Annotated in this window: 28 protein-coding genes; 10 read left to right on the top strand and 18 right to left on the bottom strand. The window is 33.7% G+C overall.

From position 1 onward, the window contains the following. The first annotated feature begins 7 nt into the window (after nt 1-7). Entirely contained in the window at nt 8-556 is a 549-nt protein-coding gene (locus tag UMM65_RS14915) for an MOSC domain-containing protein (RefSeq protein WP_321977686.1), read from the top strand. A gap of 55 nt (nt 557-611) precedes the next feature. Then, the gene (locus tag UMM65_RS14910; protein ID WP_321977685.1) at nt 612-833 is read left to right on the top strand and encodes a DUF6515 family protein; all 222 of its coding nucleotides are present in this window, start codon (nt 612-614) and stop codon (nt 831-833) included. A 64-nt stretch (nt 834-897) separates the two neighbouring features. Here the strand turns inward: UMM65_RS14910 and mscL are convergent, their stop codons facing one another. Genes mscL through UMM65_RS14895 form a run of 3 tightly spaced genes read right to left on the bottom strand, consistent with a single transcriptional unit; the run spans nt 898 to nt 3,093 of the window. Next, nucleotides 898-1,299: a large conductance mechanosensitive channel protein MscL gene (gene mscL, locus UMM65_RS14905; protein WP_321977683.1), complete on the bottom strand. Its 402-nt coding sequence runs from the start codon at nt 1,297-1,299 to the stop codon at nt 898-900. Nucleotides 1,300-1,350: 51 nt separating this feature from the next. Next, nucleotides 1,351-2,454: an alanine racemase gene (gene alr, locus UMM65_RS14900; protein WP_321977681.1), complete on the bottom strand. Its 1,104-nt coding sequence runs from the start codon at nt 2,452-2,454 to the stop codon at nt 1,351-1,353. Next, nucleotides 2,455-3,093: a thymidine kinase gene (locus tag UMM65_RS14895; protein ID WP_321977679.1), complete on the bottom strand. Its 639-nt coding sequence runs from the start codon at nt 3,091-3,093 to the stop codon at nt 2,455-2,457. 104 nt (nt 3,094-3,197) lie between these two features. Here UMM65_RS14895 and UMM65_RS14890 point away from each other — a divergent pair, with 104 nt between their 5' ends. The 3 genes from UMM65_RS14890 (at nt 3,198) to UMM65_RS14880 (ending at nt 4,528) form a co-directional block, all read left to right on the top strand. Beyond that, nucleotides 3,198-3,545 (top strand): hypothetical protein, encoded by a 348-nt coding sequence (locus UMM65_RS14890; RefSeq protein ID WP_321977678.1) that lies wholly within the window; start codon nt 3,198-3,200, stop codon nt 3,543-3,545. 142 nt (nt 3,546-3,687) lie between these two features. Next, entirely contained in the window at nt 3,688-3,921 is a 234-nt protein-coding gene (locus UMM65_RS14885; RefSeq protein ID WP_321977677.1) for a hypothetical protein, read from the top strand. A 4-nt stretch (nt 3,922-3,925) separates the two neighbouring features. Further along, nucleotides 3,926-4,528 carry a DUF4254 domain-containing protein gene (locus UMM65_RS14880; RefSeq protein ID WP_321977676.1) on the top strand — a complete coding sequence of 201 codons (603 nt, stop codon included), beginning with the start codon at nt 3,926-3,928 and terminating at the stop codon, nt 4,526-4,528. Here the strand turns inward: UMM65_RS14880 and UMM65_RS14875 are convergent, their stop codons facing one another. Further along, nucleotides 4,529-4,876, bottom strand: a complete 348-nt coding sequence (locus UMM65_RS14875; protein WP_321977675.1) for an arsenate reductase family protein — start codon at nt 4,874-4,876, stop codon at nt 4,529-4,531. 50 nt (nt 4,877-4,926) lie between these two features. On the opposite strand from UMM65_RS14875, the gene UMM65_RS14870 reads away from it, so the two are divergent. Further along, nucleotides 4,927-5,382 carry a DinB family protein gene (locus UMM65_RS14870; protein WP_321977674.1) on the top strand — a complete coding sequence of 152 codons (456 nt, stop codon included), beginning with the start codon at nt 4,927-4,929 and terminating at the stop codon, nt 5,380-5,382. 43 nt (nt 5,383-5,425) lie between these two features. After that, nucleotides 5,426-6,571, top strand: coding sequence for a cystathionine gamma-synthase (locus tag UMM65_RS14865; protein ID WP_321977673.1), 1,146 nt, complete (start codon nt 5,426-5,428; stop codon nt 6,569-6,571). Here the strand turns inward: UMM65_RS14865 and UMM65_RS14860 are convergent. The 4 genes from UMM65_RS14860 to UMM65_RS14845 form a co-directional block, all read right to left on the bottom strand. Next, on the bottom strand, nt 6,568-7,368 hold the full coding sequence (locus UMM65_RS14860) for a THC0290_0291 family protein (RefSeq protein ID WP_321977671.1): 801 nt from the start codon (nt 7,366-7,368) through the stop codon (nt 6,568-6,570). The genes UMM65_RS14865 and UMM65_RS14860 overlap by 4 nt on opposite strands. 106 nt (nt 7,369-7,474) lie before the next feature. Continuing rightward, entirely contained in the window at nt 7,475-7,795 is a 321-nt protein-coding gene (locus UMM65_RS14855; protein ID WP_321977669.1) for an MGMT family protein, read from the bottom strand. A 35-nt stretch (nt 7,796-7,830) separates the two neighbouring features. Next, entirely contained in the window at nt 7,831-8,502 is a 672-nt protein-coding gene (gene trmB / locus UMM65_RS14850; RefSeq protein ID WP_321977667.1) for a tRNA (guanosine(46)-N7)-methyltransferase TrmB, read from the bottom strand. Nucleotides 8,503-8,514: 12 nt separating this feature from the next. Next, complete coding sequence (locus UMM65_RS14845) at nt 8,515-8,712, bottom strand: DUF6341 family protein (RefSeq protein WP_321977665.1); 198 nt, start codon at nt 8,710-8,712, stop codon at nt 8,515-8,517. Nucleotides 8,713-8,754: 42 nt separating this feature from the next. Between UMM65_RS14845 and UMM65_RS14840 the strand changes: the two genes are divergently transcribed. Beyond that, nucleotides 8,755-9,672, top strand: coding sequence for a DUF6427 family protein (locus UMM65_RS14840; RefSeq protein ID WP_321977663.1), 918 nt, complete (start codon nt 8,755-8,757; stop codon nt 9,670-9,672). Here the strand turns inward: UMM65_RS14840 and upp are convergent. Then, on the bottom strand, nt 9,667-10,320 hold the full coding sequence (upp, locus tag UMM65_RS14835; protein ID WP_321977661.1) for a uracil phosphoribosyltransferase: 654 nt from the start codon (nt 10,318-10,320) through the stop codon (nt 9,667-9,669). The two genes, UMM65_RS14840 and upp, sit on opposite strands and share 6 nt — an antisense overlap. A gap of 142 nt (nt 10,321-10,462) precedes the next feature. On the opposite strand from upp, the gene lysM reads away from it, so the two are divergent. Further along, nucleotides 10,463-10,948 (top strand): peptidoglycan-binding protein LysM, encoded by a 486-nt coding sequence (gene lysM, locus UMM65_RS14830; protein WP_321977659.1) that lies wholly within the window; start codon nt 10,463-10,465, stop codon nt 10,946-10,948. Between the two features lie 65 nt (nt 10,949-11,013). Here the strand turns inward: lysM and UMM65_RS14825 are convergent, their stop codons facing one another. The 9 genes from UMM65_RS14825 to UMM65_RS14785 all read right to left on the bottom strand — a co-directional run bounded on the left by UMM65_RS14825 (nt 11,014) and on the right by UMM65_RS14785 (nt 19,864). Next, nucleotides 11,014-12,084: a coiled-coil domain-containing protein gene (locus UMM65_RS14825; protein WP_321977658.1), complete on the bottom strand. Its 1,071-nt coding sequence runs from the start codon at nt 12,082-12,084 to the stop codon at nt 11,014-11,016. Between the two features lie 75 nt (nt 12,085-12,159). Then, a complete protein-coding gene (locus UMM65_RS14820; RefSeq protein ID WP_321977656.1) occupies nt 12,160-12,924 on the bottom strand; it encodes a hypothetical protein in 765 nt (254 codons plus the stop codon). Continuing rightward, nucleotides 12,911-13,474, bottom strand: coding sequence for an RNA polymerase sigma factor (locus tag UMM65_RS14815; protein ID WP_321977654.1), 564 nt, complete (start codon nt 13,472-13,474; stop codon nt 12,911-12,913). The genes UMM65_RS14820 and UMM65_RS14815 overlap by 14 nt, the downstream gene beginning before the upstream one ends. Nucleotides 13,475-13,558: 84 nt before the next feature. Beyond that, nucleotides 13,559-14,413 (bottom strand): DUF4846 domain-containing protein, encoded by an 855-nt coding sequence (locus tag UMM65_RS14810; protein WP_321977652.1) that lies wholly within the window; start codon nt 14,411-14,413, stop codon nt 13,559-13,561. A gap of 128 nt (nt 14,414-14,541) precedes the next feature. Then, a complete protein-coding gene (locus UMM65_RS14805) occupies nt 14,542-15,606 on the bottom strand; it encodes a glycosyltransferase family 9 protein (RefSeq protein ID WP_321977650.1) in 1,065 nt (354 codons plus the stop codon). Between the two features lie 262 nt (nt 15,607-15,868). Further along, nucleotides 15,869-16,948: a bifunctional 3-deoxy-7-phosphoheptulonate synthase/chorismate mutase type II gene (locus tag UMM65_RS14800; protein ID WP_321977648.1), complete on the bottom strand. Its 1,080-nt coding sequence runs from the start codon at nt 16,946-16,948 to the stop codon at nt 15,869-15,871. A gap of 84 nt (nt 16,949-17,032) precedes the next feature. Beyond that, nucleotides 17,033-17,884 (bottom strand): prephenate dehydrogenase, encoded by an 852-nt coding sequence (locus UMM65_RS14795; protein ID WP_321977646.1) that lies wholly within the window; start codon nt 17,882-17,884, stop codon nt 17,033-17,035. Beyond that, nucleotides 17,884-19,038 carry a pyridoxal phosphate-dependent aminotransferase gene (locus UMM65_RS14790; RefSeq protein ID WP_321977645.1) on the bottom strand — a complete coding sequence of 385 codons (1,155 nt, stop codon included), beginning with the start codon at nt 19,036-19,038 and terminating at the stop codon, nt 17,884-17,886. Before UMM65_RS14790 ends, UMM65_RS14795 begins: the two co-directional genes overlap by 1 nt. After that, nucleotides 19,028-19,864: a prephenate dehydratase gene (locus UMM65_RS14785; RefSeq protein ID WP_321977644.1), complete on the bottom strand. Its 837-nt coding sequence runs from the start codon at nt 19,862-19,864 to the stop codon at nt 19,028-19,030. The genes UMM65_RS14790 and UMM65_RS14785 overlap by 11 nt, the downstream gene beginning before the upstream one ends. A gap of 553 nt (nt 19,865-20,417) precedes the next feature. On the opposite strand from UMM65_RS14785, the gene UMM65_RS14780 reads away from it, so the two are divergent. Beyond that, complete coding sequence (locus UMM65_RS14780) at nt 20,418-22,025, top strand: sulfatase family protein (RefSeq protein ID WP_321977643.1); 1,608 nt, start codon at nt 20,418-20,420, stop codon at nt 22,023-22,025. The last annotated feature ends 120 nt before the right edge of the window (nt 22,026-22,145 follow it).

The following is a 22,145-nucleotide window of genomic DNA, read 5'->3' as shown; positions in this document are numbered from 1 at the left end:
GACAAGTATGAAAATTATTTCACTAAATATCGGCGAAAGAAGAACCGTTCAATGGCGAAAAAAAACCTTTGAAACGGGTATTTTTAAATACCCTGTAAACCATCCCATTTATTTAGATATTGAAAAAGTAAAAAATGATACTATTGCAGACAGAAAACATCATGGAGGCATAGAACAAGCCGTTTATGCTTATGGGAAAAATCACTACCAATACTTTAAACAGTTACACCCAGATTTAGATTGGCAGTATGGAATGTTTGGCGAAAACATAACACTAAGCCATTTAGAAGAAACCGAAATTCATGTTGGTGAAGTTTATCAATTAGGAGAAGCTAAAATACAGGTTACTAAATCTAGACAACCTTGTTATAAACTAGGTATTAGATTTAACGATCAATCCATTGTAAAACAATTTTGGAATTCTACCAAATGTGGGGTTTATTTTAAAGTGCTTCAAAAGGGCAACGTAACTGTTGGCGATAAATTGATTTTACTTGAAACTGCATTTGAAAATCCTACAATAGCAGAGGTATATCACAGCAAAAAACCTTCTTAATTTAAACTTTTTTATAATCATTTAGTCAAATAGTTAAAATGCTAAAACTATGATTATGAAAAATTTAATTATAATTTTATTAATAAGTATCTTATCAATATTTAGTACATCTTGTGTAACCACTGTTAGACCCGCTCAAGTACATACCAAAACAGTTGTTGTTAAAAAAGCACCCAAACATCATAAAGTGGTTTATGTAAAAGGGTACAGATATTACACTTGGGGCGGTAAATATTATAAAAAGACCAGAAAAGGTTATATAGTGGTAAAGTTTTAAAAACAAAAAACCCAAGTTAAAAACTCGGGTTTTAAGGGTAATTGATTTTGGTTATTACGAAATATTATTTTTTCAAAAGATCTCTGATTTCCGCTAATAACTCCTCTTGAGTAGGTCCAGCTGGAGCTTCTGGTGCTGGTGGTGTTTTTGTTTTGTTGTACGCTTTTACGATCATAAACAATACAAAGCCTACAATAATTAAATTGATGATCGAATTTATCCATTTACCGTACATAACTGCATTTTCGGGTTTAAAATCAGGGTCTCCAGCAACTCCTACCGCAGGCGATAGTACATATTTTAAATCCGCAAAATCTACGCCCCCGGCGAAGTTACCAACAATAGGCATCATAATGTCGGTTACAAATCCGTTTACGACCAAACCTACAGCACCTGCAAGTATAACCGCTACGGCCAAGTCTATGACGTTGCCCGTCATAATAAAATCTTTAAATTCTTTTAACATTTTTAGTTTGTTTAATAGGTTAATAAGCCGCTAATATACAAAAATTAACATTTACTTAACAATTCTTTTTACACGTTGAGAAATTGTGGTCAAAATTTCATAAGGTATTGATTTTATAATATCTGCCCATTCGTTTATCGTTTTTTGATCATTAAAAATTATCACTTCATCCCCTTCCTCGCAATCTATTTCACTAATATTTACCATTAGCATATCCATACATACGTTTCCTACAATGGGTGCTTTAGCTCCATTAATCTTTACAGAGGCTTTACCATTTCCAAAAGCCCTGTGAATGCCATCGGCATGACCGATGGGTATAGTAGCTGTTTTTATGTTTTTGTTAGCCTTAAAAGCTCTGTTATAGCCAACCGATTGTCCTTTTTCTATAGTGTGAATCTGTGATATTATCGATTTTAACGAAGCTACATTCTTTAAGTTTTTGGTCAATTTTTCATCATTTGCAAATCCATACAAACCTATTCCTATCCTGACCATATCAAAATGAGCATTGGGAAAGTTCAAAACACCAGAAGTATTGGTCATGTGGAAAAGTGGCGAATAGTCTATTTTTAATTTGACCTTATTAATGATATCTTTAAAAGTTCGGATTTGCTGCTCGGAAAAATCTTTTTCTTTCAAGTCTTCGCTTGCAACCAAATGCGAGAAAATCGATGCAATTTTTATAGACTTTGTTTTATTGGTTTTTTCTATTATACTATCAATTTCATTACTGTTAAAACCTAATCTGTTAAGGCCAGTGTTGAATTTAATATGAGTTGGGTAATACTTTTGATTTTCCGATTCCGCTACTTTTATAAATGCCTCTAGTGTACGTTTACTGTATAAATTAGGTTCTAAACAATACTTGATAATATCCTTAAAATCAATAATTTGAGGATGCAACACTAAAATTGGTGTCTTAATTCCAGCCCCTCGTAAAGCAACTCCTTCTTTAGCATAAGCAACGGCAAAATAATCTACTTTTAATTTTTCCAAGTGTTTGGCAACAATACAAGCATCCGTTCCATAGCCAAAAGCCTTTACAACCGCTAAGGTCTTAGTGTTCTTATGAAGTTTTGACTTTAAGTATTCGAAATTGTGCTGAAGTGCCTTGAGGTCGATTTCTAAAACCGTTTCTTGCGTTTCGCTCATTTATTGCTCAGGTTTAGGTGTGATTTTTTGAGCATCTTTCACTTCCATGTTTTTTACCTTTTCTTGTAACATTTCCTTGTAATATGCTGCCCTGCTCAAAGGTTCGTATTCTTCGGTCTCTCCTAAAAAAACTACATTGTCATTTTTTATTTTTCTATGGCTGTAATGAGCCAAATTTCCCGTTTTTGTACAGACCGCATGTACTTTGGTAACATATTCTGCCGTTGCCATTAATGCTGGCATTGGCCCAAACGGATTACCTTTAAAATCCATATCCAATCCAGCTATGATTACCCTAACTCCCCTGTTTGCCAAATCATTGCAAACGGCTACAATTTCATCGTCAAAAAACTGGGCTTCATCAATACCCACCACGTCCACATCATTGGCCAAAATTCTAATATTCGCAGCAGCTGGAACCGGGGTAGATCTAATCTCGTTGGCATCGTGCGAAACCACATTGTCCTCATCATAACGCTTGTCAATCGTGGGTTTAAAAATCTCTACTTTTTGTTTTGCAAACTGAGCTCTTTTAAGTCTTCGAATTAATTCTTCTGTTTTACCCGAAAACATAGAACCGCAGATAACTTCTATCCAACCAAATTGTTCTGCTTGATTTACCGTATTTTCGAGAAACATTTTGTAATTTTAAGCGTTGTTATAATAGTAACTTGTTTTAGATTTTAGAATCTTAACAAATCTATTAAAAATTAGTCCTACAACATAAATAAAATTATCATTTTATGCACAAAAAACTAGAAGCAGAGTTAGTGAGTCTAGCTCATAGCATTTTACAAATGAAAAATAGGGATGAGGCTTTGGCCCTGCAAGAAAAGGCAAGATTGCTCTACGAAAAACTCTCTGTGCTTGCTTTTGTAGATGATTATGTGGCAACAACGCCAAATCTTCAAAAATCCAAGGAGCAACTTATTTCTGAAGTTCAAACCAAAATAGAGAAAAAAAGTGCTGAAATACCTGTGGTCAACAAACCTGAGCCTTCTATAATACCCATAGCAAAACCTGTAGTAAAGCCCTTAGAGCCAAAAAAGGAAGTGGAAGAAAAAAAGTCTTTTCGAACCTACTTTCGATAAGGTAAAAATAGATATTAAAGGGCTAAGAGCCAATCAAATAAGTTCTAAAGAAGAATTTAGGGATTCGGTTTCAGCCGATAAGACCTCAACGCTTTTTGACGATGACGATAAACCTAACGAAAAGAAAACACTGAACGATAAAATGTTCAATAAAACTATCCAAATAGGGCTGAACGACAGAATTGCATTTGTAAAGAACCTGTTCAATTTCAGTCAAGCCGATTTCAATAGAGTTTTATCTCAATTGAATACCTTGAAATCTGAAAAAGAAGCAAAAGATTTTATTTACAACCAAATTAAACCAGAATATGACTGGGCAGGAAAAGAAGAGTATGAAGCAAGGTTAATTACTATTATTGAAAGAAAATTCTCATAAAAACATGCAAACATCAGATTTTAATGCCCTTTTTGATAAAGTTATAGAAAAGTACCATATTAAAGATTCAGTTGACCAGCCTTTTGAAAATCCTTATGGCAAAAATACATTGGAACATTTACTTTACCGAAAATGTTGGATAGATACCGTGCAATGGCATTACGAGGACATTATCCGTTTACCGGATATCAATCCTAAAGAGGCATTGATCTTAAAGCGAAAAATCGATGCTTCAAATCAAGATCGAACCAATATGGTTGAGTATATTGATAGTTATTACTTCGATATTTATAAGGGTGTTAACGTCAAATCCAATGCAACTATCAATACCGAAAGTCCGGCATGGGCCATAGACCGCTTGTCTATTTTGGCACTTAAAATCTATCATATGAAAGAGGAAGCCAACAGAACATCGGCTTCTGAAGAACATAGGGCAAACTGCCAACAAAAATTAGATGTTCTTTTGGAGCAACGCGTAGATTTAAGTACCGCTATTGACGAATTATTGAACGACATTTCAGAAGGAAAAAAATATATGAAAGTTTATAAACAGATGAAAATGTACAATGATGATGAGCTTAACCCGATGTTGTACGCTAAAAAATGATTATTTAAGCTGATTTTTTAACGCTTCTATCGTTTTTTTAGCATTTCCCACAAAAATCTTACCGTCAACAATAATTACAGGGCGTTTTAAAAACGTGTATTCGTCTAAAATTAGACGTTTATAGTCTTTTTCCGATAAGGTTTGATTTTTTAAATCCATTGCTGCATACTTTTTGGAACGTTTACTGAACAATGCTTCATAACTATTGGTTAAAGCGTACATTTCTTCTAATTGTTTAACCGTAATCGGGTCAGATTTAATTTCTTGAAGGACAAATCTGTCCGTATTAATTTCTTTTAAAATTCTTCGACAAGTATCACAGGTTTTTAAAAAATATATTTTTTTCATTAAGGTGGATTTAAAATTTAAAGCATTATTTTCACGCTAAATTAAATAATATGGATAAACAATTTGATATTTTAAAGGCAAATAGGCTTTTAATTCTCAAAATAATCGATGGTTTAACTATAAAGCAGCTTAATAAAATTCCCACAGGGTTTAAAAACAATATTGTTTGGAATGTGGCTCATTTAGTGGTTACACATCAGTTGTTATGTTACAGGTTTTCTGGACTGCCATTATATATTTCAGATGAAATGGTCGAAAAATATAAAAAGGGTACAGCTCCGAAAAATGATATTGACCTGGAAGAATTTGAACAAATAAAAACACGGTTTTTATCTTTACCTGATAAATTTGTGCAAGATTATGAAAATGGAACTTTTAAAACCTATCGGTCTTACACTACAAGTGCCAATGTTACCTTAAATTCCATTTCGGATGCCATTGAATTCAATAACTTTCACGAAGGTATTCACTTAGGATACATCCTAGCTTTAAAAAAATTAGTTTAATAGTGCTACATTTGCATTTTAAATTCTCAATCAACAATATTACATGAAATTCAACACAAAAACCATACACGGAGGTCAACAACACGACCCTTCAACTGGGGCGGTAATGCCTCCAATATATCAAACATCTACTTTTGCACAAAGCAGTCCCGGCAAACATAAAGGCTATGAATATTCTAGGGCCGCAAACCCTACCAGAACAGCTTTAGAAAACAATTTTGCTGCAATTGAAAATGGTACTCACGGTTTTGCGTTTTCATCGGGTTTGGCCGCTACGGATTGTGTTATAAAACTGCTGAACCCTGGAGATGAAGTTATTGCCGGAGACGATTTGTATGGTGGTTCATACCGAATGTTTACCAAATTATTCGAAAAATACGGTATAAAATTCCATTTTGTAAATATGGAAGACGCTTCAAACGTGGAAAATTATATCAATGAAAATACAAAGTTAATATGGTTGGAAACACCTACCAATCCGTTAATGAAAGTAGCAGATATTGAGCAAATTTCTAAAAATGTTAAGGCTATTGATAGTTCTATTTTAATTGCCGTTGACAACACTTTTGCTACACCCTACTTGCAACTGCCATTAGATTTGGGTGCTGACATAGTGATGCACTCTGCCACTAAATATCTAGGAGGCCATTCTGATCTGGTTATGGGTGCTTTAATGGTAAAAGATAAGGAACTAGCAGAAAAAATTCATTTTATACAGTTTGCAGGCGGGGCAATTGCTGGCCCTCAGGATAGTTTTTTAGCTTTAAGAGGTATTAAAACACTTCATTTAAGAATGCAACGCCATAGCGAAAATGGACTAGCGGTAGCTGAATACCTATCATCACACCCAAAGGTAAGCGAAGTTTTTTACCCTGGATTACATAGCAATAAAAATTACGCTATTGCTAAAAAACAAATGAAAAGTTTTGGCGGAATGGTATCTTTCAAATTAAAGAATGAAAATAAAAGTGCAACTTTTAAAATATTGGAAAGTTTTAAGGTATTTACCTTAGCGGAATCTTTAGGCGGGGTTGAGAGTTTGGTAAATCATCCAGAAACAATGACGCATGCCTCCATTCCCGAAACTGAAAGAGAAAAGATAGGTATAACTACCAACTTAATAAGATTGAGCGTAGGTATTGAAGATATTGACGACCTCTTAGAGGATTTAAAAAATGCCTTAGATTAATATTTTCTTGCAAAGGTTTCCATGTCAAAAACAACACCTACACTAAAATAAATTAAAGTGTCATTGAACTTACTAGAATTATCTTTTTTAGAATCTAGCCCATCAAATTTATCAGTAAAGAAGTATTGCCATCTTGCATCTAAAACCAAATCAAAATTATTTAGTTTGTAACGCGTACCAGCACTCATAGTCATAGAAAACGCATTTTGTTTACCAACATATACTTGGTCTTGCCATTTTTCAGGTAAAACCGAAGGGTTAGTAGTCCAATCTCCAAGGTCAGATGTAAGTTCTGGAGTAAAAATGTTGAATTGGATTCCTGCACTTATATAAGGTGCAAATCTATCGTCATCATTAAATAAAAGACCATAATCTTCTAAATTCTTAAAATAATATTCTAAGCTAGTACCAAAGTTGAGAGATTTGGTTTTACCTTTCATGGCTCTTAACTCATCTACTATTGGATTGTTTGCACCATCCTGCACATAACGCCCTTTGTGTTCTAGACTATTGTTAAAATAGTAAGACACCTCCGTTTTTAATTTAAAATGATCAGAAAAATAACTGGCCCCATTTCTCCAATTGTAGTTACTACCATAAAAACTTAAATAATGAACTGCCGCCACACCGAAACTAGTAGCCGTACTACTCGGTAAATGATGCCTTTCACCATAATCTGTTTGCATGGTAACTGGTCCTGTGGTAATTCCAAATTCATGACTTAACTCTAACTGTGCAAAGGCACTAGATGTTGAAAAAAGTATGATTAATGTAAATAATTTATAAGATAGTTTCATGTACTCTCCCTTTTGGGTCGCAATTTAGTAAAAAATATGCAATAGCATTATTTAAAAACACTATTAAAACTTAAATTTATTAAAAATATTGTTTGTTTTTTAACATTTACTCTTTTGGGTTCCAAAAAACCGTCTCAAAGTTTATAATCTTAGCATCTTTTACCTCGATTCCTTCGTTTTCCAATAGTTGTTGCATTAAATTAATTCCGTTAAAGTGATGCTTGCCTGTTAAAATCCCATTTCTATTTACAACTCTGTGAGCTGGTATCGTATCGTCAAGGCCACTTGCGTTCATAGCCCAACCTACCATTCTAGCAGACTTAGCAGCACCTAAATGTTTGGCTATTGCTCCGTAAGAGGTAACTCTGCCATAAGGAATTCTCCTAGCAACTTTATATACTTTTTCAAAAAAATTATCTTCCTTCATCTTAAGGAATAAAAATATAAAAAATATTTAGAACGTTAGTAGTTAGTTCTAAATTTAGTATAAGTTATAGCTTTGTCTTGCTCTAAAAATTGTTTTTCGTAAAAAGTTTGGATATTTATAACCTCCAACGGACTGTGATGGTTCTTGTATATGTCATGATGGGCATAAATAATGTCATGCCCTCCTTCTTGTAATAAACCTAGTGTGTATCCGTGTAAAAACTCGCTATCGGTTTTTAGGTGAACTATCCCTTTATCATTAAGTATTTGCTGGTATTTTTTTAGAAATTCGGGGTTCGTAAGACGATGTTTCATTCGCTTAAACTTAATTTGAGGATCAGGAAAGGTAATCCAAATTTCACTAATCTCGTTGTCGGCAAAGCACAAATCTATCAACTCAATCTGGGTGCGGAGAAAAGCAACATTGTTAAGGTTGTCTTCCAAAGCGGTCTTGGCACCACGCCAAAAACGTGCCCCTTTTATATCAATACCTATATAATTTATTTGCGGATTTTGCTTGGCCAAAGCCACAGTATATTCGCCTTTGCCACAACCCAATTCTAAAACAATAGGATTGTTATTTTTAAAAAAAGTGTTCCACTTAGATTTTAAATGAAAACCATCAAAAATTTCTTTTCGAGAAGGTTGTAAAACATTTGCAAACGTTTCATTCTCTCGAAAGCGTTTTAATTTGTTTTTACTTCCCAAAATATGCTTTTGTTAAAGACTATTTTCTCTTTGATGTTTTACCATTTTGCCCAACCAATAAAAAGTTGCAATAAAACCTAAAAGCACTATTATAGTATTAAATATATTAGATGTCCACCAACCATCCATAGATCTAAAAAAATCATATGGTACAAATAAAACATTTGTGAAAAAATCGCCTAAAGCTCTAAAAATATTGTTTGCAATCATATCTTAAGTATATTTACAGGGCAAAAATATGAATAATTACCAATGATTGCCAATTTTTTTAATAAATCAACACCAATAACAACTTTTACGATTTTTATTTTGTTAACATTGGTAATTGTAGCTGCTATTTTTTCACTTCCAGAAGTTGATTTCACCTTAATTTTCTTTTTAAATAGGTTGAGCATTTTAATCTTGCTTTTGCTCACGCTTTTTTTAGTTCAGTTTATTACTAAAAAAAACGGTTTGATAAAAGATAATGCGTATGATTTGTTTTTGACGGTAATCTTTATTGCCATGTTTCCTAAAGTTACCGCTAATTTTACCGTAATAATATCCCATTTCATTTTATTATTAGCTTTTAGAAGAATTTATAGTTTAAGAACCATTAAAAATCCTAAAGAAAAATTATTTGACAGCTCGTTTTATATCGGTATTGCAGCTTTAATTTACCCTTGGTGTATTTTATATATACTTTTGCCATATACGGCAATTACCAACTTTAACAAACGAACCATTAGAAATGTAATTATACCTTTGGTTGGTTTAATAACACCTTTTATAATCTATATTTCTTATCTTATATTAATTGATGAGTTTGAAACATTCGATATTGCTTTAAACTCAAATTTCTTATTTACAAATTACAATAATCTAAATTTGTTAATTCCGGTGGCTTTGTTATTTGGGTTTGTTATTTGGGTTATTATTCCAACTACATTAAAAATTATAACTTTTAACAGTGAGCTAAAAAATTCATGGTATGTTTTGATTACACATTTAATACTAAGTATTTTAATAATAATACCCGCACCAATAAAAGATGGTTCTGAATTTTTGTTCCTATTTTTTCCAACAGCAGTTCTTTTCACCAATTACTTGCAAATGGTAAAAGAAAAATGGTTTAAAGATGTGTTTCTATATTTATTTGCTGTTGGAGCCATTGTCTCTTTTTTCTTATAATTTTTCCCCATAAGAAAGATCTCCCGCATCGCCCAAGCCAGGCAAAATATATCCTCTGGCATTCAATTTATCATCAATTGAGGCAATCCACAACTGCGTATTTTTTGGAAAAACTCTTTTTATATAATTTACCCCTTGTATTGAGCCTATTACCGATAAAATATGAATTTGTTTAGGTGTACCGTGATTTTTAATGGCTTTTAGTACATTTTCCAATGTTTTTCCGGTAGCCAGCATCGGGTCCGCCAACAATAAAATTTTATTATTTAAAGATGGGGCAGCTAAATAATTTACAATTACTTCAAAATCATCACTACCTTCAGGGTGATGCCTATAGGCTGAAACAAAGGCATTTTCTGAACTATCAAAATAATTCAATAAGCCTTGGTGCAACGGAAACCCAGCTCTTAAAATGGAGCATAGTACCAATTCGTCTTGTAAAACCGAAACTTTTTTGTTTCCTAAAGGAGTTTGTACATTTTTTGACTTATAACTTAGTGTTTTGCTCAATTCATAAGATAAAATTTCACCTATGCGTTCAATGTTTCTTCTAAATCGCATAGCATCTTTTTGAACATCAACATCTCTTATTTCCGCTACAAATTGATTTAAAATAGAGTTGTTATCTTCAAAATTGTGAATTATCATAAAAGTGAGCTTTATACAAAAATACACTTTTACTAGGAATTTTAATCGTTATTTTAATGTAGAAAACTTCTGCAATTTTTAAAAATATTGTATCTTCACAAACTGAATACTATTTATTAATCAATTAAAACAAAATTAAATTATGGGATTATTTTCATTTATTAAAAATGCTGGAGCAAAAGTTTTTGGCATTGGCAAAACCACAGAAGAAGAAGCTGCCGAAGATGCGGCAAAGGCTGCTGAGCTAGCTCGGGTAAAAGCTGGTAAATTGGTAGATGCAGTTGAGGCATTGGGCTTTGGTGTAACTGATTTGGATATAACTGTTGACGGTGATTTAGCAACTGTTTATGGTGAAGCTGAAAATCAAGCTACTCGCGAAAAAGTGGTGTTGGTTGTAGGTAATACTGAAGGTATAGCAAGTGTTGATGATAGAATGACAACTGCTGTTCAAGAGCCTGAAGCTCAATTTCATACCGTTGTTAGTGGTGACTCTTTAAGCAAAATTGCTAAAACCTATTACGGAAATGCTATGAAATATCCTGTAATATTTGAAGCAAATAAGCCAATGTTAACGCATCCTGATAAAATTTATCCAGGTCAGGTATTACGTATTCCTGCTGAGGACTAAATTACAAGAACATAAAAGTTTAAAAAAAACCTCCATCTCGGAGGTTTTTTAGTTTCAAATTAATTCTATAAATGAAAACGCAGTCCTAATGAAATATTATGCTGTTCAACCAAAGCGTCTTTAAAAATAGGGTTTAAATCATATTTTAAATATAAAGTTGTGTCGCCAAAACCAGCATATGTACTTAGTCCATAAACAAAATTGGTTGTGTTGTAATCGCGTTTTATCTTGTCTTTTACTTTATCTCCATCTATTTGATATTTTAATTTTTGACGCGTCCCTAAATTAAAACCGGCATACCCACCTATCCCGAACTTAAAATTTCTATGTGTTGAGTATCTAATACTATGCTCTGTTTTTCTGAGCTTTGATGGGCCAAATTCAAAATGAATGGGAAACACCAGATTGTCCATACGTAATTTTGCTTTTTTAAGGTTGTATTGAAATTCTTGTAATTCTGTTTGATTATTATTATCAACAAAATATTGATTGTCCTTAGGTTTTAATCCGTTAAACTGAAATGATAATCCGTAATTAAGTCTTAAAAAGTTTGAATTTTTAAATACTCGTGTTTGCCAAGCCCAACCCAATTCAAAAAAGCGACTTCCACCAATTTTATAAGGTGAATCATCAAAAGACTGATTATCTATCAACGCATTGTTTAAGCCAAAGGCTATAATTAAGTCTGATGTAGTTTTTCGGTCGTATTTTATTTTTTTTTGTCTTTTGTCTTGAACCAACATCCCAAAAACATAATCGTTGTCCCTACTTTTTGCACCAATACCTATTTCAACACTAACTGGTGGTGAAGAATCAATTTCACTTAAGGTTCCATCATTTCTTTCCAATAAAGCTATCTTGTTGTCAATTATAGCTATTCTATTTTCAATATTCAAGGCATGTTTTTTTGCTAGTTCTTCTTTTAAGTCTTGAGCTTCATCTTTAGTTATTTCCTTGTTTTCTAAGCGTTTATTAATAGTTTGAACTTCTTTTTTTAAAACCTCTTTTTCTTGCATTACTATTCTTTCTTTTTGCTCTTTTAAGATTTCTATACTCGTCTTTTGATAATCTTGAGCAGCTAAACTTTGAACGATCAATAAAATAAGAGCGACCAATAGGTGTATCATAATTTTCATAATAAATTGATTTATTTGTTATTACTATCGTTTGAGGCGAATTAGTACAATAATTATTAATAAAATCTTTAAGGTTTAATTATTTCTTGCTGCAATGGCGTTTCTAGATTCGAATATTCCTTTTTTTAGCAAATCGAAAAGCTGATCTTTTAAAGGTTTATCCAATTCGTCTTCTACTTCATTAAGCAAAGCCATAGCATCAACGGTTTGGTTTTGGCGAAATAATTTATTTTGGAGTATTTCTTTTTGAGCTTGTAGAATTAGGGAATCAACTTCTAAATCTGTCAAGGTTTTATGGTTTTGTTCTAAGTTTTCCACTTTGGCAACTACTTCAGCAATCTTTTGCTGTATTAATTCTTCTTGATTAGAAATATCATTGTTAGTCACTACTCCCATTTGAGGATTTACTATCGCAACCTCGGTAATTGCATTTTTTTGAGGATTTCCATTTGGTCTTTCCGACTTTATTTTAGTGTTTTTATCCAACAACTCTTTAATATTATTTTGTTTATCAATAGGTGTATCTGCAATTTGGTTTTCTTCTGAACTTTCGATCGCTTTATCGTAAATGTCACTCTTGATTTCAATGCTATCTTTATCAGTATCAACTATAGTACTATTTCCATCCATATTAGATTTTTTAGCATTGAAATAAATGGTAGAAATAATTATTAATCCAGCAAAACTAGCTGCAATTCCCCACCATAAATACTTGGGCTTTCGTTGTTTTTGTGGTTTATCCAATTTTTGGGAAATTTTATCCCATGATGAAACTTTTGGCTGTATTTCACGCTTATTTAGCTCCTCTTTTATATGTTGTTCAAATTTATTTGGTGCCATAACCTATAATTTTTTGTTGCTTTAATTTTTCTTGTAGCATTTTTCTGGCTTTGTACAATTGCGATTTGGACGTACTTTCAGTAATATCGAGCATTTTAGCAATTTCTTGATGTTTATAACCTTCAACAGTATTGAGTATAAATACCGTTTTGTAGCCAGTGGGCAACGCATCAATTAACAATTGAATGTGGGCTACATCTAATTCAGAAGATTGTAAAGTACCTAAGTCATCATTACGTTCAAAAACCTCATCGTCATAAACTACAAATTGTTGTTTTCTGAGGTAAGAAATAGATTCCCTAATCATTATTTTTCGAATCCAACCTTCAAAACTACCTTCATGCCTAAAAGAACTTAAATATTTAAAAACTTTTACAAATCCGTTAATCATAACATCTTCGGCAAATTGCAAGTCTTTAATGTACTGCCTGCAAACACTCAACATTTTTGGAGCATATTTTTCATACAAGGCCTGCTGTGCCTGTCTGTTAGCAGAAGCGGCTTTTTTAATCAATTGCTTTTCGTTGGTATAAAGTGAAATGATTTTCAATGGTTTTGTTTTCTATAAATATAGACGTGTTGGAAATGGAAATGGTTGCCTGGGTGGTGTAAAAAACGTTGTGATGCAACGTTTCTACCATGTTCTTAAATCATTTTTAGTAAAATTCCATTCAGGGGTGCGGAGTTGTTCTAAACCATCTGCATTGTACCATGGGCTAATATTGGTATCATTAAAATTCTTTAATATATGAATTTCCTGTGCGGGCATATAGCTTTGGGCCAATAAAAACATTTTATTACCTTCCTCGTTTTTAGCTATATCAACCACAATAACCGCATGTCCAGGACTACCACCTTGAATAAAAACATCGCCAACTTGCAAGTCTTTTAAATTGACCTTTTGCATTTCCTTTGCTAAGGACAACGTTCCTGCATAGCTAAAAACCATGGTTAAGTACTTATCGAAATTACTACGTGAATCGCTTTTTTCTCCGCCGTTATACCAACTTACTTTATTGCCCTTAACAGATATGCGTTGTCCGTTTCTCCATTTACTGTATTTGGCGTCAAATCCGTTAGTAAAATTGAATCGGATACTGTCGTATTTCTTCTGTTCGTATAAATAATCCGCACGTAAACGCATAGTGGCATCTGCACATTGTTGTAAATCGCGTTTGCCAACACTAATGTCAAAAATAGCAGCGTGAACATCTTGACGATTTTTAAGATTTCCGTTGAATAGTTGTACTTTTTTACCGTGTTTTTTTAAAGGATAGTTTTGTAGAAAATAGCCGAAAGTGTGTGCTTGAAGCGAATCTCGTTTATAACCTTTCGGTGGATTAAATCTGGTCTTTAATGTTTTTCCGTCAGGATTTATAAGATTTTCTTGTGTGATGGATGTAGTAATTGAGGTAAAAATATTTTGCTTCGTATTTTCCTTTTTGCAGGATAATAGGATGATAATCAAAAAGGGTATATATAGTTTCATAATTTGTATGTATCAAACATTATACCGTTACAAAAGCTAACAATTGTAATTTCAGTTACTTTCAAAAGATTCTTCGCTTTTTGTCTGTCTTAGGCTACTGACAAAAAACTCTGAATGACAGGTAATATTTAAATTAACTCCTCAATTTTATCGACCACAGTTTGAGGCTTTATACTCCGCATTACATCTCCGTATCCTTCGAAAACTTTATTTCCGTAAATGGAACATGGTAATTTAGGATATTTTTCAAAATCAGGTAGAATTTGATGTTCCATCGGTTGGTTAAAGGGTGTAAATCCTGCGTAAGGATGTGTTACGCCCCAAACGGTTATGGTTTTAACACCTTGCATAGCAGCTAAATGGCCATTGGCGGAATCCATGCTAAGCATGCCGTCTAAATTGGAAATTAAAGCCAATTCTTCCTTAAAATCTAGCTTTCCAGCAACAGAAATGGTGTTTTCAAAACGGTTTTCTAATTTGCTTAATACTTTTATTTCGTCTGCTCCACCACCAAAGAGCATAATTTTATAATTGTTGGATTTCACTAATTGCTCAATTACTTTTCCCATCAAATCCAACGGATACATTTTGCCCTGATGTTGTGCGAAAGGGGCTATGCCAATCCATTTCCCATCCCTAACCCTTCCCCAAGGGAAGGGGATATCGGTCAAATCTTTCTTTGATGGAAAAACGGGATTTTCCAAATCAATTGGATATCCCAACTTCCTAAAAACATCGGCATAGCGTTCGTGCGATGATTTTAATTGTTTAAAAACCTTGTTTTCTGGTCGTGTCAAAGCTTTTTTTTCTGCCCTACCTTTATCAATTACGACATTTTTAATTCCCACAAGAAAAAATCGCAACATCTTGGAACGAAGTACATTGTGCAGGTCGGCTATTTTATTGGGTTTTAGTTTTTTAAGCTCTTTGCTTAATTTATGTAATCCCAAAACACCTTTGTGTGTCTCTTTTACATCGGCATCGTAAAAAGTTACATTAGGAATATCATCAAAAAGTGGCTTGAAAAATGCCCTAGAAACCATGGTAACTTTTAGTTCAGGATATCTTTTTACCAAAACCCTTAACACAGGCACAACTATAGCAACATCGCCCATAGCTGAGAGTCTAATAACTATAATATCAGTCCATAGATTGGATGTAGTTAAATCTATATCGGTTTTGGTGCTTGACATTATCTACTTTTAGGGCAGTATATTCCTGTTAAAATTAATAAAATTTCCCAATAAAACTATAATTAAAAAGACCTACAAGGTTAATCTCCTCCGCTAAATGCTTCGGCGGTCGAAGAAGAAACCTTGCAGGTCGTTATATATTGGCCTAGTTCTTCTGAACTTGATGGATACCACACCTGTCAGGTTTTCCATCGCTTTTGCCAAGGCTTAAAACTTACAGGAGCTAAAACTGCCCACTGCTACTGCTTACTGCCAACTTATTTTACCCTTTCACAATCTTCTCTTGATGATCAATAGACTCTTGGTGTATAGACTTGAAAATTTTTTCAATAAAATCTTCACTAAGCCCATGCTCATTTCCTTCTTTTACCATTCCCTGCATAACTTCTGCCCATCGGCTACGTTGTAAAATAGCTACGTTACTCTCTTTTTTTACTTTACCTATACCTTCCACAACGCCCATTCTATCGGCCAACAACTCAATTAATTGTTTATCCAATACGTTGATCTGTGCTCTTAAATTACTTAGTTTTTCCACAGCGTCTTTATCTTCAACCCTTCCTTTACGAACTTTGAGTTGTTCGGTTATTTCATTTAATCTGGCTGGTGTAATCTGCTGTTTGGCATCACTCCAAGCATTGTCTGGGTCAAAATGTGTTTCAATCATTAAACCTTCAAATTTTAAATCTAAAGAAGTTTGGCATACATCAAAAATACCATCACGCTCACCACAAATATGCGATGGATCGTTAATTATTGGCAATGTTGGGAATCTTTGTTTTAACGCAATTGGTATTTGCCATTGCGGTGTATTTCTGTATTTGGTCTTTTTAAATGATGAGAAACCTCTGTGAATAGCTCCTAAATTTTTAATACCCATAGTATGTAAACGTTCAATGGCACCAATCCACAATTCCAAATCGGGATTTATAGGGTTTTTTACCAATACAATCTTGTCAGTACCAGCTAATGCATCAGCAATATCCTGAACCGCAAACGGATTTACAGTAGTTCTCGCACCGATCCAAATAATATCAATATCAAATTCGATGGCTAATTTAGCATGTTCCGCATTGGCAACCTCAACGGTTGTGAGCATTCCTGTTTCTTCTTTTACCTTGGCTAGCCAAGGTAAAGCCTTAACACCGTTACCCTCAAAATTACCTGGACGTGTTCTAGGTTTCCAAATACCTGCTCTGAATACAGTAGCATCTGTATCTTTTAATTGATGAGCAATTTTTAACACTTGCTCTTCTGTTTCTGCACTACATGGACCTGCAATTACCAAAGGATGGCTAAGTTCCATTTTCTTTAACCATATTGAAAAATCTGTTTTTTCCATAATTTCTACTGTTTCTATTAAATACTACTGTGTATTCTATTATTACTATTTATTTTTATTATCTATTGATTATTAATTAGTTACCTACTTAACAATACCGTCTAGTATGTTTTTTATACGGTTGGTATTCTCCATAATTTCAAAAACTTCTTCATTTGAGCCTTCTTCAATCTTTGTTTTAAAAGTTTCCAGATTTTTGATATACTCATTTAATGATTTTAAAATGTTTTCTTTGTTTTGTAAAAAAATGGGCGTCCACATGGCTGGTGAACTTTTTGCCAAACGCACTGTAGACCTGAATCCACTCCCCGCCATATTAAAGATGTTTTTTTCGTTAGGTTCAATTTCCAATACCGTTTTACCTAACATAAAAGCACTGATATGCGATAAATGTGAAACATAGGCAATATGCTTGTCGTGCTCATCGGCGTTCATAAAGGTTATTCGCATTTGTAATTCATCAAACACTTGCAATGCTTTTTCCAATATTTTCTTGTCGGATGCCTTTTTTTCACAAATAATATTGATCTTATTAGTAAACAATCCACTAAAAGCAGCTTCGGGGCCTGAAAATTCCGTACCTGCAATTGGATGAACGGCTACATAATTCTTTCTATTGGGATGATTCTTAATCTGACTACAAACCTGTCCCTTAACCGATCCCACGTCGAAAACCAGAGCATTATCCGAAATGCGATCCAAAACCATTTTTGTAACTGCTGGAATAGCATCCGCAGGAACAGCAACAATAACTATATCAGCTGTAGCGATATCATTTTCAGTTCCAGCGGCATCAACGATATTCAACTCTAATGCCTTTTCGGTATGATTCTCATTTTTATCCAGACCAATAATATGACGATTGCCATTTTTCTTAAGGTCAATGGCCAAAGAGCCACCTATTAATCCCAAACCGATGACAACAATTTTTTCCATCACTTCTCGGTTATTATACGCTGTAAAACTTCCATTAATATTTCTTCAGTTACACAAAGTGATAATCTAATATAACCTTCACCATTTGAACCGAATATTGTGCCCGGAGCCAAAAACACATCATAGGTATATAATAAGTCATCGGCCGTTTGCTCTGCTGTTAATCCTATGGGTAATTTTGCCCAAACAAATAGTCCAGAGCTGTTTTTGTCATAAGTACACCCTAAAGCATCGGCAATTTTCCAGGCTATATTTCTGCGTTTTTCGTAAATGATATTTAGGTTGGCAAACCAACTAGGATCTGATTGTAAGGCTGCAATTGCCCCTTGTTGGATGCCATAAAACATACCCGAATCCATATTGCTTTTTACCTTTAACACCGTTTGGATGTTTTCGGCAGAACCTAATAGCATCCCCACTCGCCATCCTGCCATATTAAAGGTTTTGCTTAGGGAATTAAGCTCTAAAGCCACCTCTTTTGCTCCGTCAACACTTAAAATACTCTGTGGGTTATCATTCAAGATAAAACTGTACGGATTATCATTTATCAATAAAATATCGTGCTTTTTGGCAAAAGTCACTAAATCTTCATACAATTCTAACGTTGCATTTTTTCCTGTTGGCATGTGCGGATAGTTGATCCACATCAATTTTACTTTCGATAGATCAGATTTTTCCAACGCTACTAAATCAGGATACCAACTATTTTCATCGTTCAAATCATAATAAACGGTTTCTGCTTCTAATAAATTAGTTACAGAAGTATAAGTAGGATAACCAGGGTTCGGGATTAAAACTTGATCTCCAGCGTTTAAAAAAGCCATAGAAATGTGCATTATGCCCTCTTTGGAACCCATTAAAGGTAAAATCTCGTTCTCAGGATCTATGGCAACATTATAGTACTTATTGTAAAAATTAGAAATGGCATCCCTAAATTCAGGTAAACCTTGATAGCTTTGGTAACCGTGAATGTTATTTTGTTCCAACGCATTCTGCATTGCTCTACTAACGGTTATTGGCGGATCTAGATCAGGACTGCCAATACCGATATTGATAATAGGTTTGCCTTCCGCTTTTAATTGACGGACTTCCCTCAATTTTTGTGAGAAGTAATACTCCTGAACGCTATGTAATCTATTGGCTTTAGTTGGCATATTTACGTTTACTTTGTTGGTATTCGCCCAATATTTTCAGTTCGCTTACATTTTGTTTTACCTGTCCAATGGCTTTTTGAAACAACCCATAATCATCAAAAATAACATCTGCAAAAAAGGCATAGTTCCAAGGATCATCAATAATGGGTAGCGATTGTATTTTAGATAAATTCATATTGAAGTCGGCAAAAATACGCAAAACGTCTGACAAACTTCCTGTATGGTGATGAGTTATAAACCGCAACGATGCCTTATTGATTACATTTGGTGTTACGATAGCACCATTATTTTTCTTCAAAATAAAAAAACGGGTATAATTTTGCTTACGTGTTTGAATTTTACTTTCAATAATATTCAACTTATATATTTCAGCGGCTTTTTTACTCGCTATGGCCGCAATACCTTTGAGCTTCTTATCTTGAATCTGTTTGGCAACTTCGGCAGTATCAGTTTCCTCAACTAATCTAATTTCAGGATGATCCCTGAAGAATTTTCTGCACTGTAAAATTGCCATTGGGTGAGACCACACTTCTTTTATATCGGTTAGAGATTGACCTTCCAACGCCATTAAATTATGTTGAATGGGTAAATGCACCTCGCCCTGTATTTTTAAATCGAATTCATTAATTAATGCATAATTTGATAAAATTGAACCTGCCAAGGTGTTTTCTATTGCCATAACCGCACCATCAACTTTATTGGCATTAATAAGTTGCGGCATTTCATCAAAGGACAAACACTCGGTCAAAGCAATTTCTTTGCCGAAATATTTGTTTGCCACAATGTGGTGAAAAGAGCCTAATATACCCTGAATTGCAATATTCATCTTTAATTAATATAATTTCCCAATACCTTTTTACTAAAGGTTACCTCCCAAAAGGGGAGGTCGGAATTGCTTTTTGGCAATTCCGGGTGGGGCAAAAAAAAGCCTCGAATTAACGAGGCTTTTATATTATTGTGTTTGTAAATTATTGTTCAAAAACACCAACAAAGCCTCGCTTCATTTTATAAAAATAAAAGAAGTAAAAATAAGCTTGCCAAGTGTTGTTAAGTTTCATCTTCGCTGTTTGAAAGCACAAATCTATACTTAAAATTTAAATTAACAAATTTTTTCTAATGATTTATAGTGTTTTTTATAAACTATTTAAAAATAATGCTGATTTTTTGGATTTACAATGCGAAATAACAGTCATAAACTAAAATTTTATAAACTATGTGTAAAGCTAATTTAAAATCAATAAATTTGAATGGCTTTAAAATAACATATTATGAAAGCCCATAACCTGCCTGCGGCTGGCAGGTGGGCATTTGGTAAACAATGGCTGTTACCAACCAACATAAATAACTGATTAAGAAATAATTATTTAATTTTTATATAGATGAAACATATCCTGTTAATTTTAATACTCGTTTTCGTTGCTTTTTCCTGTAAAGAGGAACAAAAGGACAAGAATACTGTGTTCTCCGAAGCTTCAAACAAAGAAAAACCCAACATCGTCTTCATCATGTCTGACGATCATGCTTACCAAGCCATAAGTGCATATTCCGATAAGTTAATACAAACACCAAATATTGACAGAATAGCCAATGAAGGAATTCTTTTTAGTAATGCTAGTGTTACAAATTCTATTTGTGCACCGTCACGAGCGGTTATCCTTACTGGAAAACACAGCCATTTAAATGGGAAAATTGATAATTTAAGTGCATTTGATACTACTAATGTTACATTTCCGCAATTACTGCAAAAGGCAGGGTATCAAACCGCAATGTTTGGAAAACTCCATTTTGGAAACAATCCAAAAGGTTTTGACGAATTTAAAATCCTGCCCGGTCAAGGCAGTTATTATAATCCCCAGTTTATTACACAAAAAGGTGATACCACAATAAATGGTTACGTAACCGATATTACTACCGATTTAGCCTTAGATTGGTTAAAAAACAGAAGGGTAGCGGACAAACCATTCCTTTTGATGTATTTACATAAAGCACCGCATAGAGCGTGGTATCCTGACGAAAAACATTATAAGGAATTTATCAAAAAAACCTTTCCGCTACCTGAAACCCTTTTTGATGATTATGAGGGTAGAATTGCAGCCAGCACCGCCGAAATGAATATTTTAAAGCACATGAGATTGGCTTATGATAATAAACTGGATAAAGAAGTTCTCAAAAAATTGAACATTAAAGGCGGTGGAGCAAGATCAGAAGTAAATAGAATGACACCAAAGCAACGCAGTAGCTGGGATAGCATTTACAACCCTATTATTGCCGATTTTGAAAATCGTTATCCCAACATGGACGATAAACAGTTGATGGAGTGGAAATATCAACGTTATATGCAAGATTATTTGGGCACCATAGCGTCAGTAGATGATAACGTAGGCAGAATGTTAGATTATTTAGATGAAGAAAATTTATCAGAAAATACTGTTGTAGTTTATACTTCAGACCAAGGGTTTTACCTAGGTGAACATGGATGGTTTGACAAGCGTTTTATGTACGATGAGTCTTTTAAAACACCTTTATTGATAAAATGGCCCAATAAAATTACCGCTGGCACCACTGAAGATGAGATGGTTCAAAACTTAGATTTTGCCCAAACTTTTCTGGAAATTGCGGGTGCCAATATTCCAAAAGATATGCAAGGTGAAAGTTTGGTACCTTTATTAATAGGACAAAAAGAAAAATGGGATAGAGATGCGGTGTATTATCATTATTACGAATATCCCGGTGAACATACCGTAAAAAGGCATTACGGAATTGCAACAAAAGAATACAAAATTATACATTTTTACCACGATATAGATGTTTGGGAATTTTACGACCGTAAAAAGGACCCACAAGAAATGAACAACCTTATCAATGACGAAAATTACACCGATGAAATTGCTGAAATGAAGCAAAAATTAAAAGAAACCCGTGAGAAATATAAAGATTCCGAAACCTTGGACAATCAATATGTTCAGTTGTATAAGGATAAGGAATGAAGTTAATTGCCAACAGTTGCATACCGATAGCTATCGGTATAGTGGGAGCTGAAGAAAACTTCAAAAATTTCTCCCTCTTAAATAGATTTACTTTCATTTCAATAATTTGTATTAAATATC

Origin of the sequence: Aureibaculum koreense, from assembly GCF_034296135.1 — a bacterium.
Classification (GTDB): Bacteria; Bacteroidota; Bacteroidia; order Flavobacteriales; family Flavobacteriaceae; genus Aureibaculum.
The sequence above is the reverse complement of the archived record's forward strand: the minus strand, read 5'-3'. Positions and strand labels throughout refer to the sequence as shown.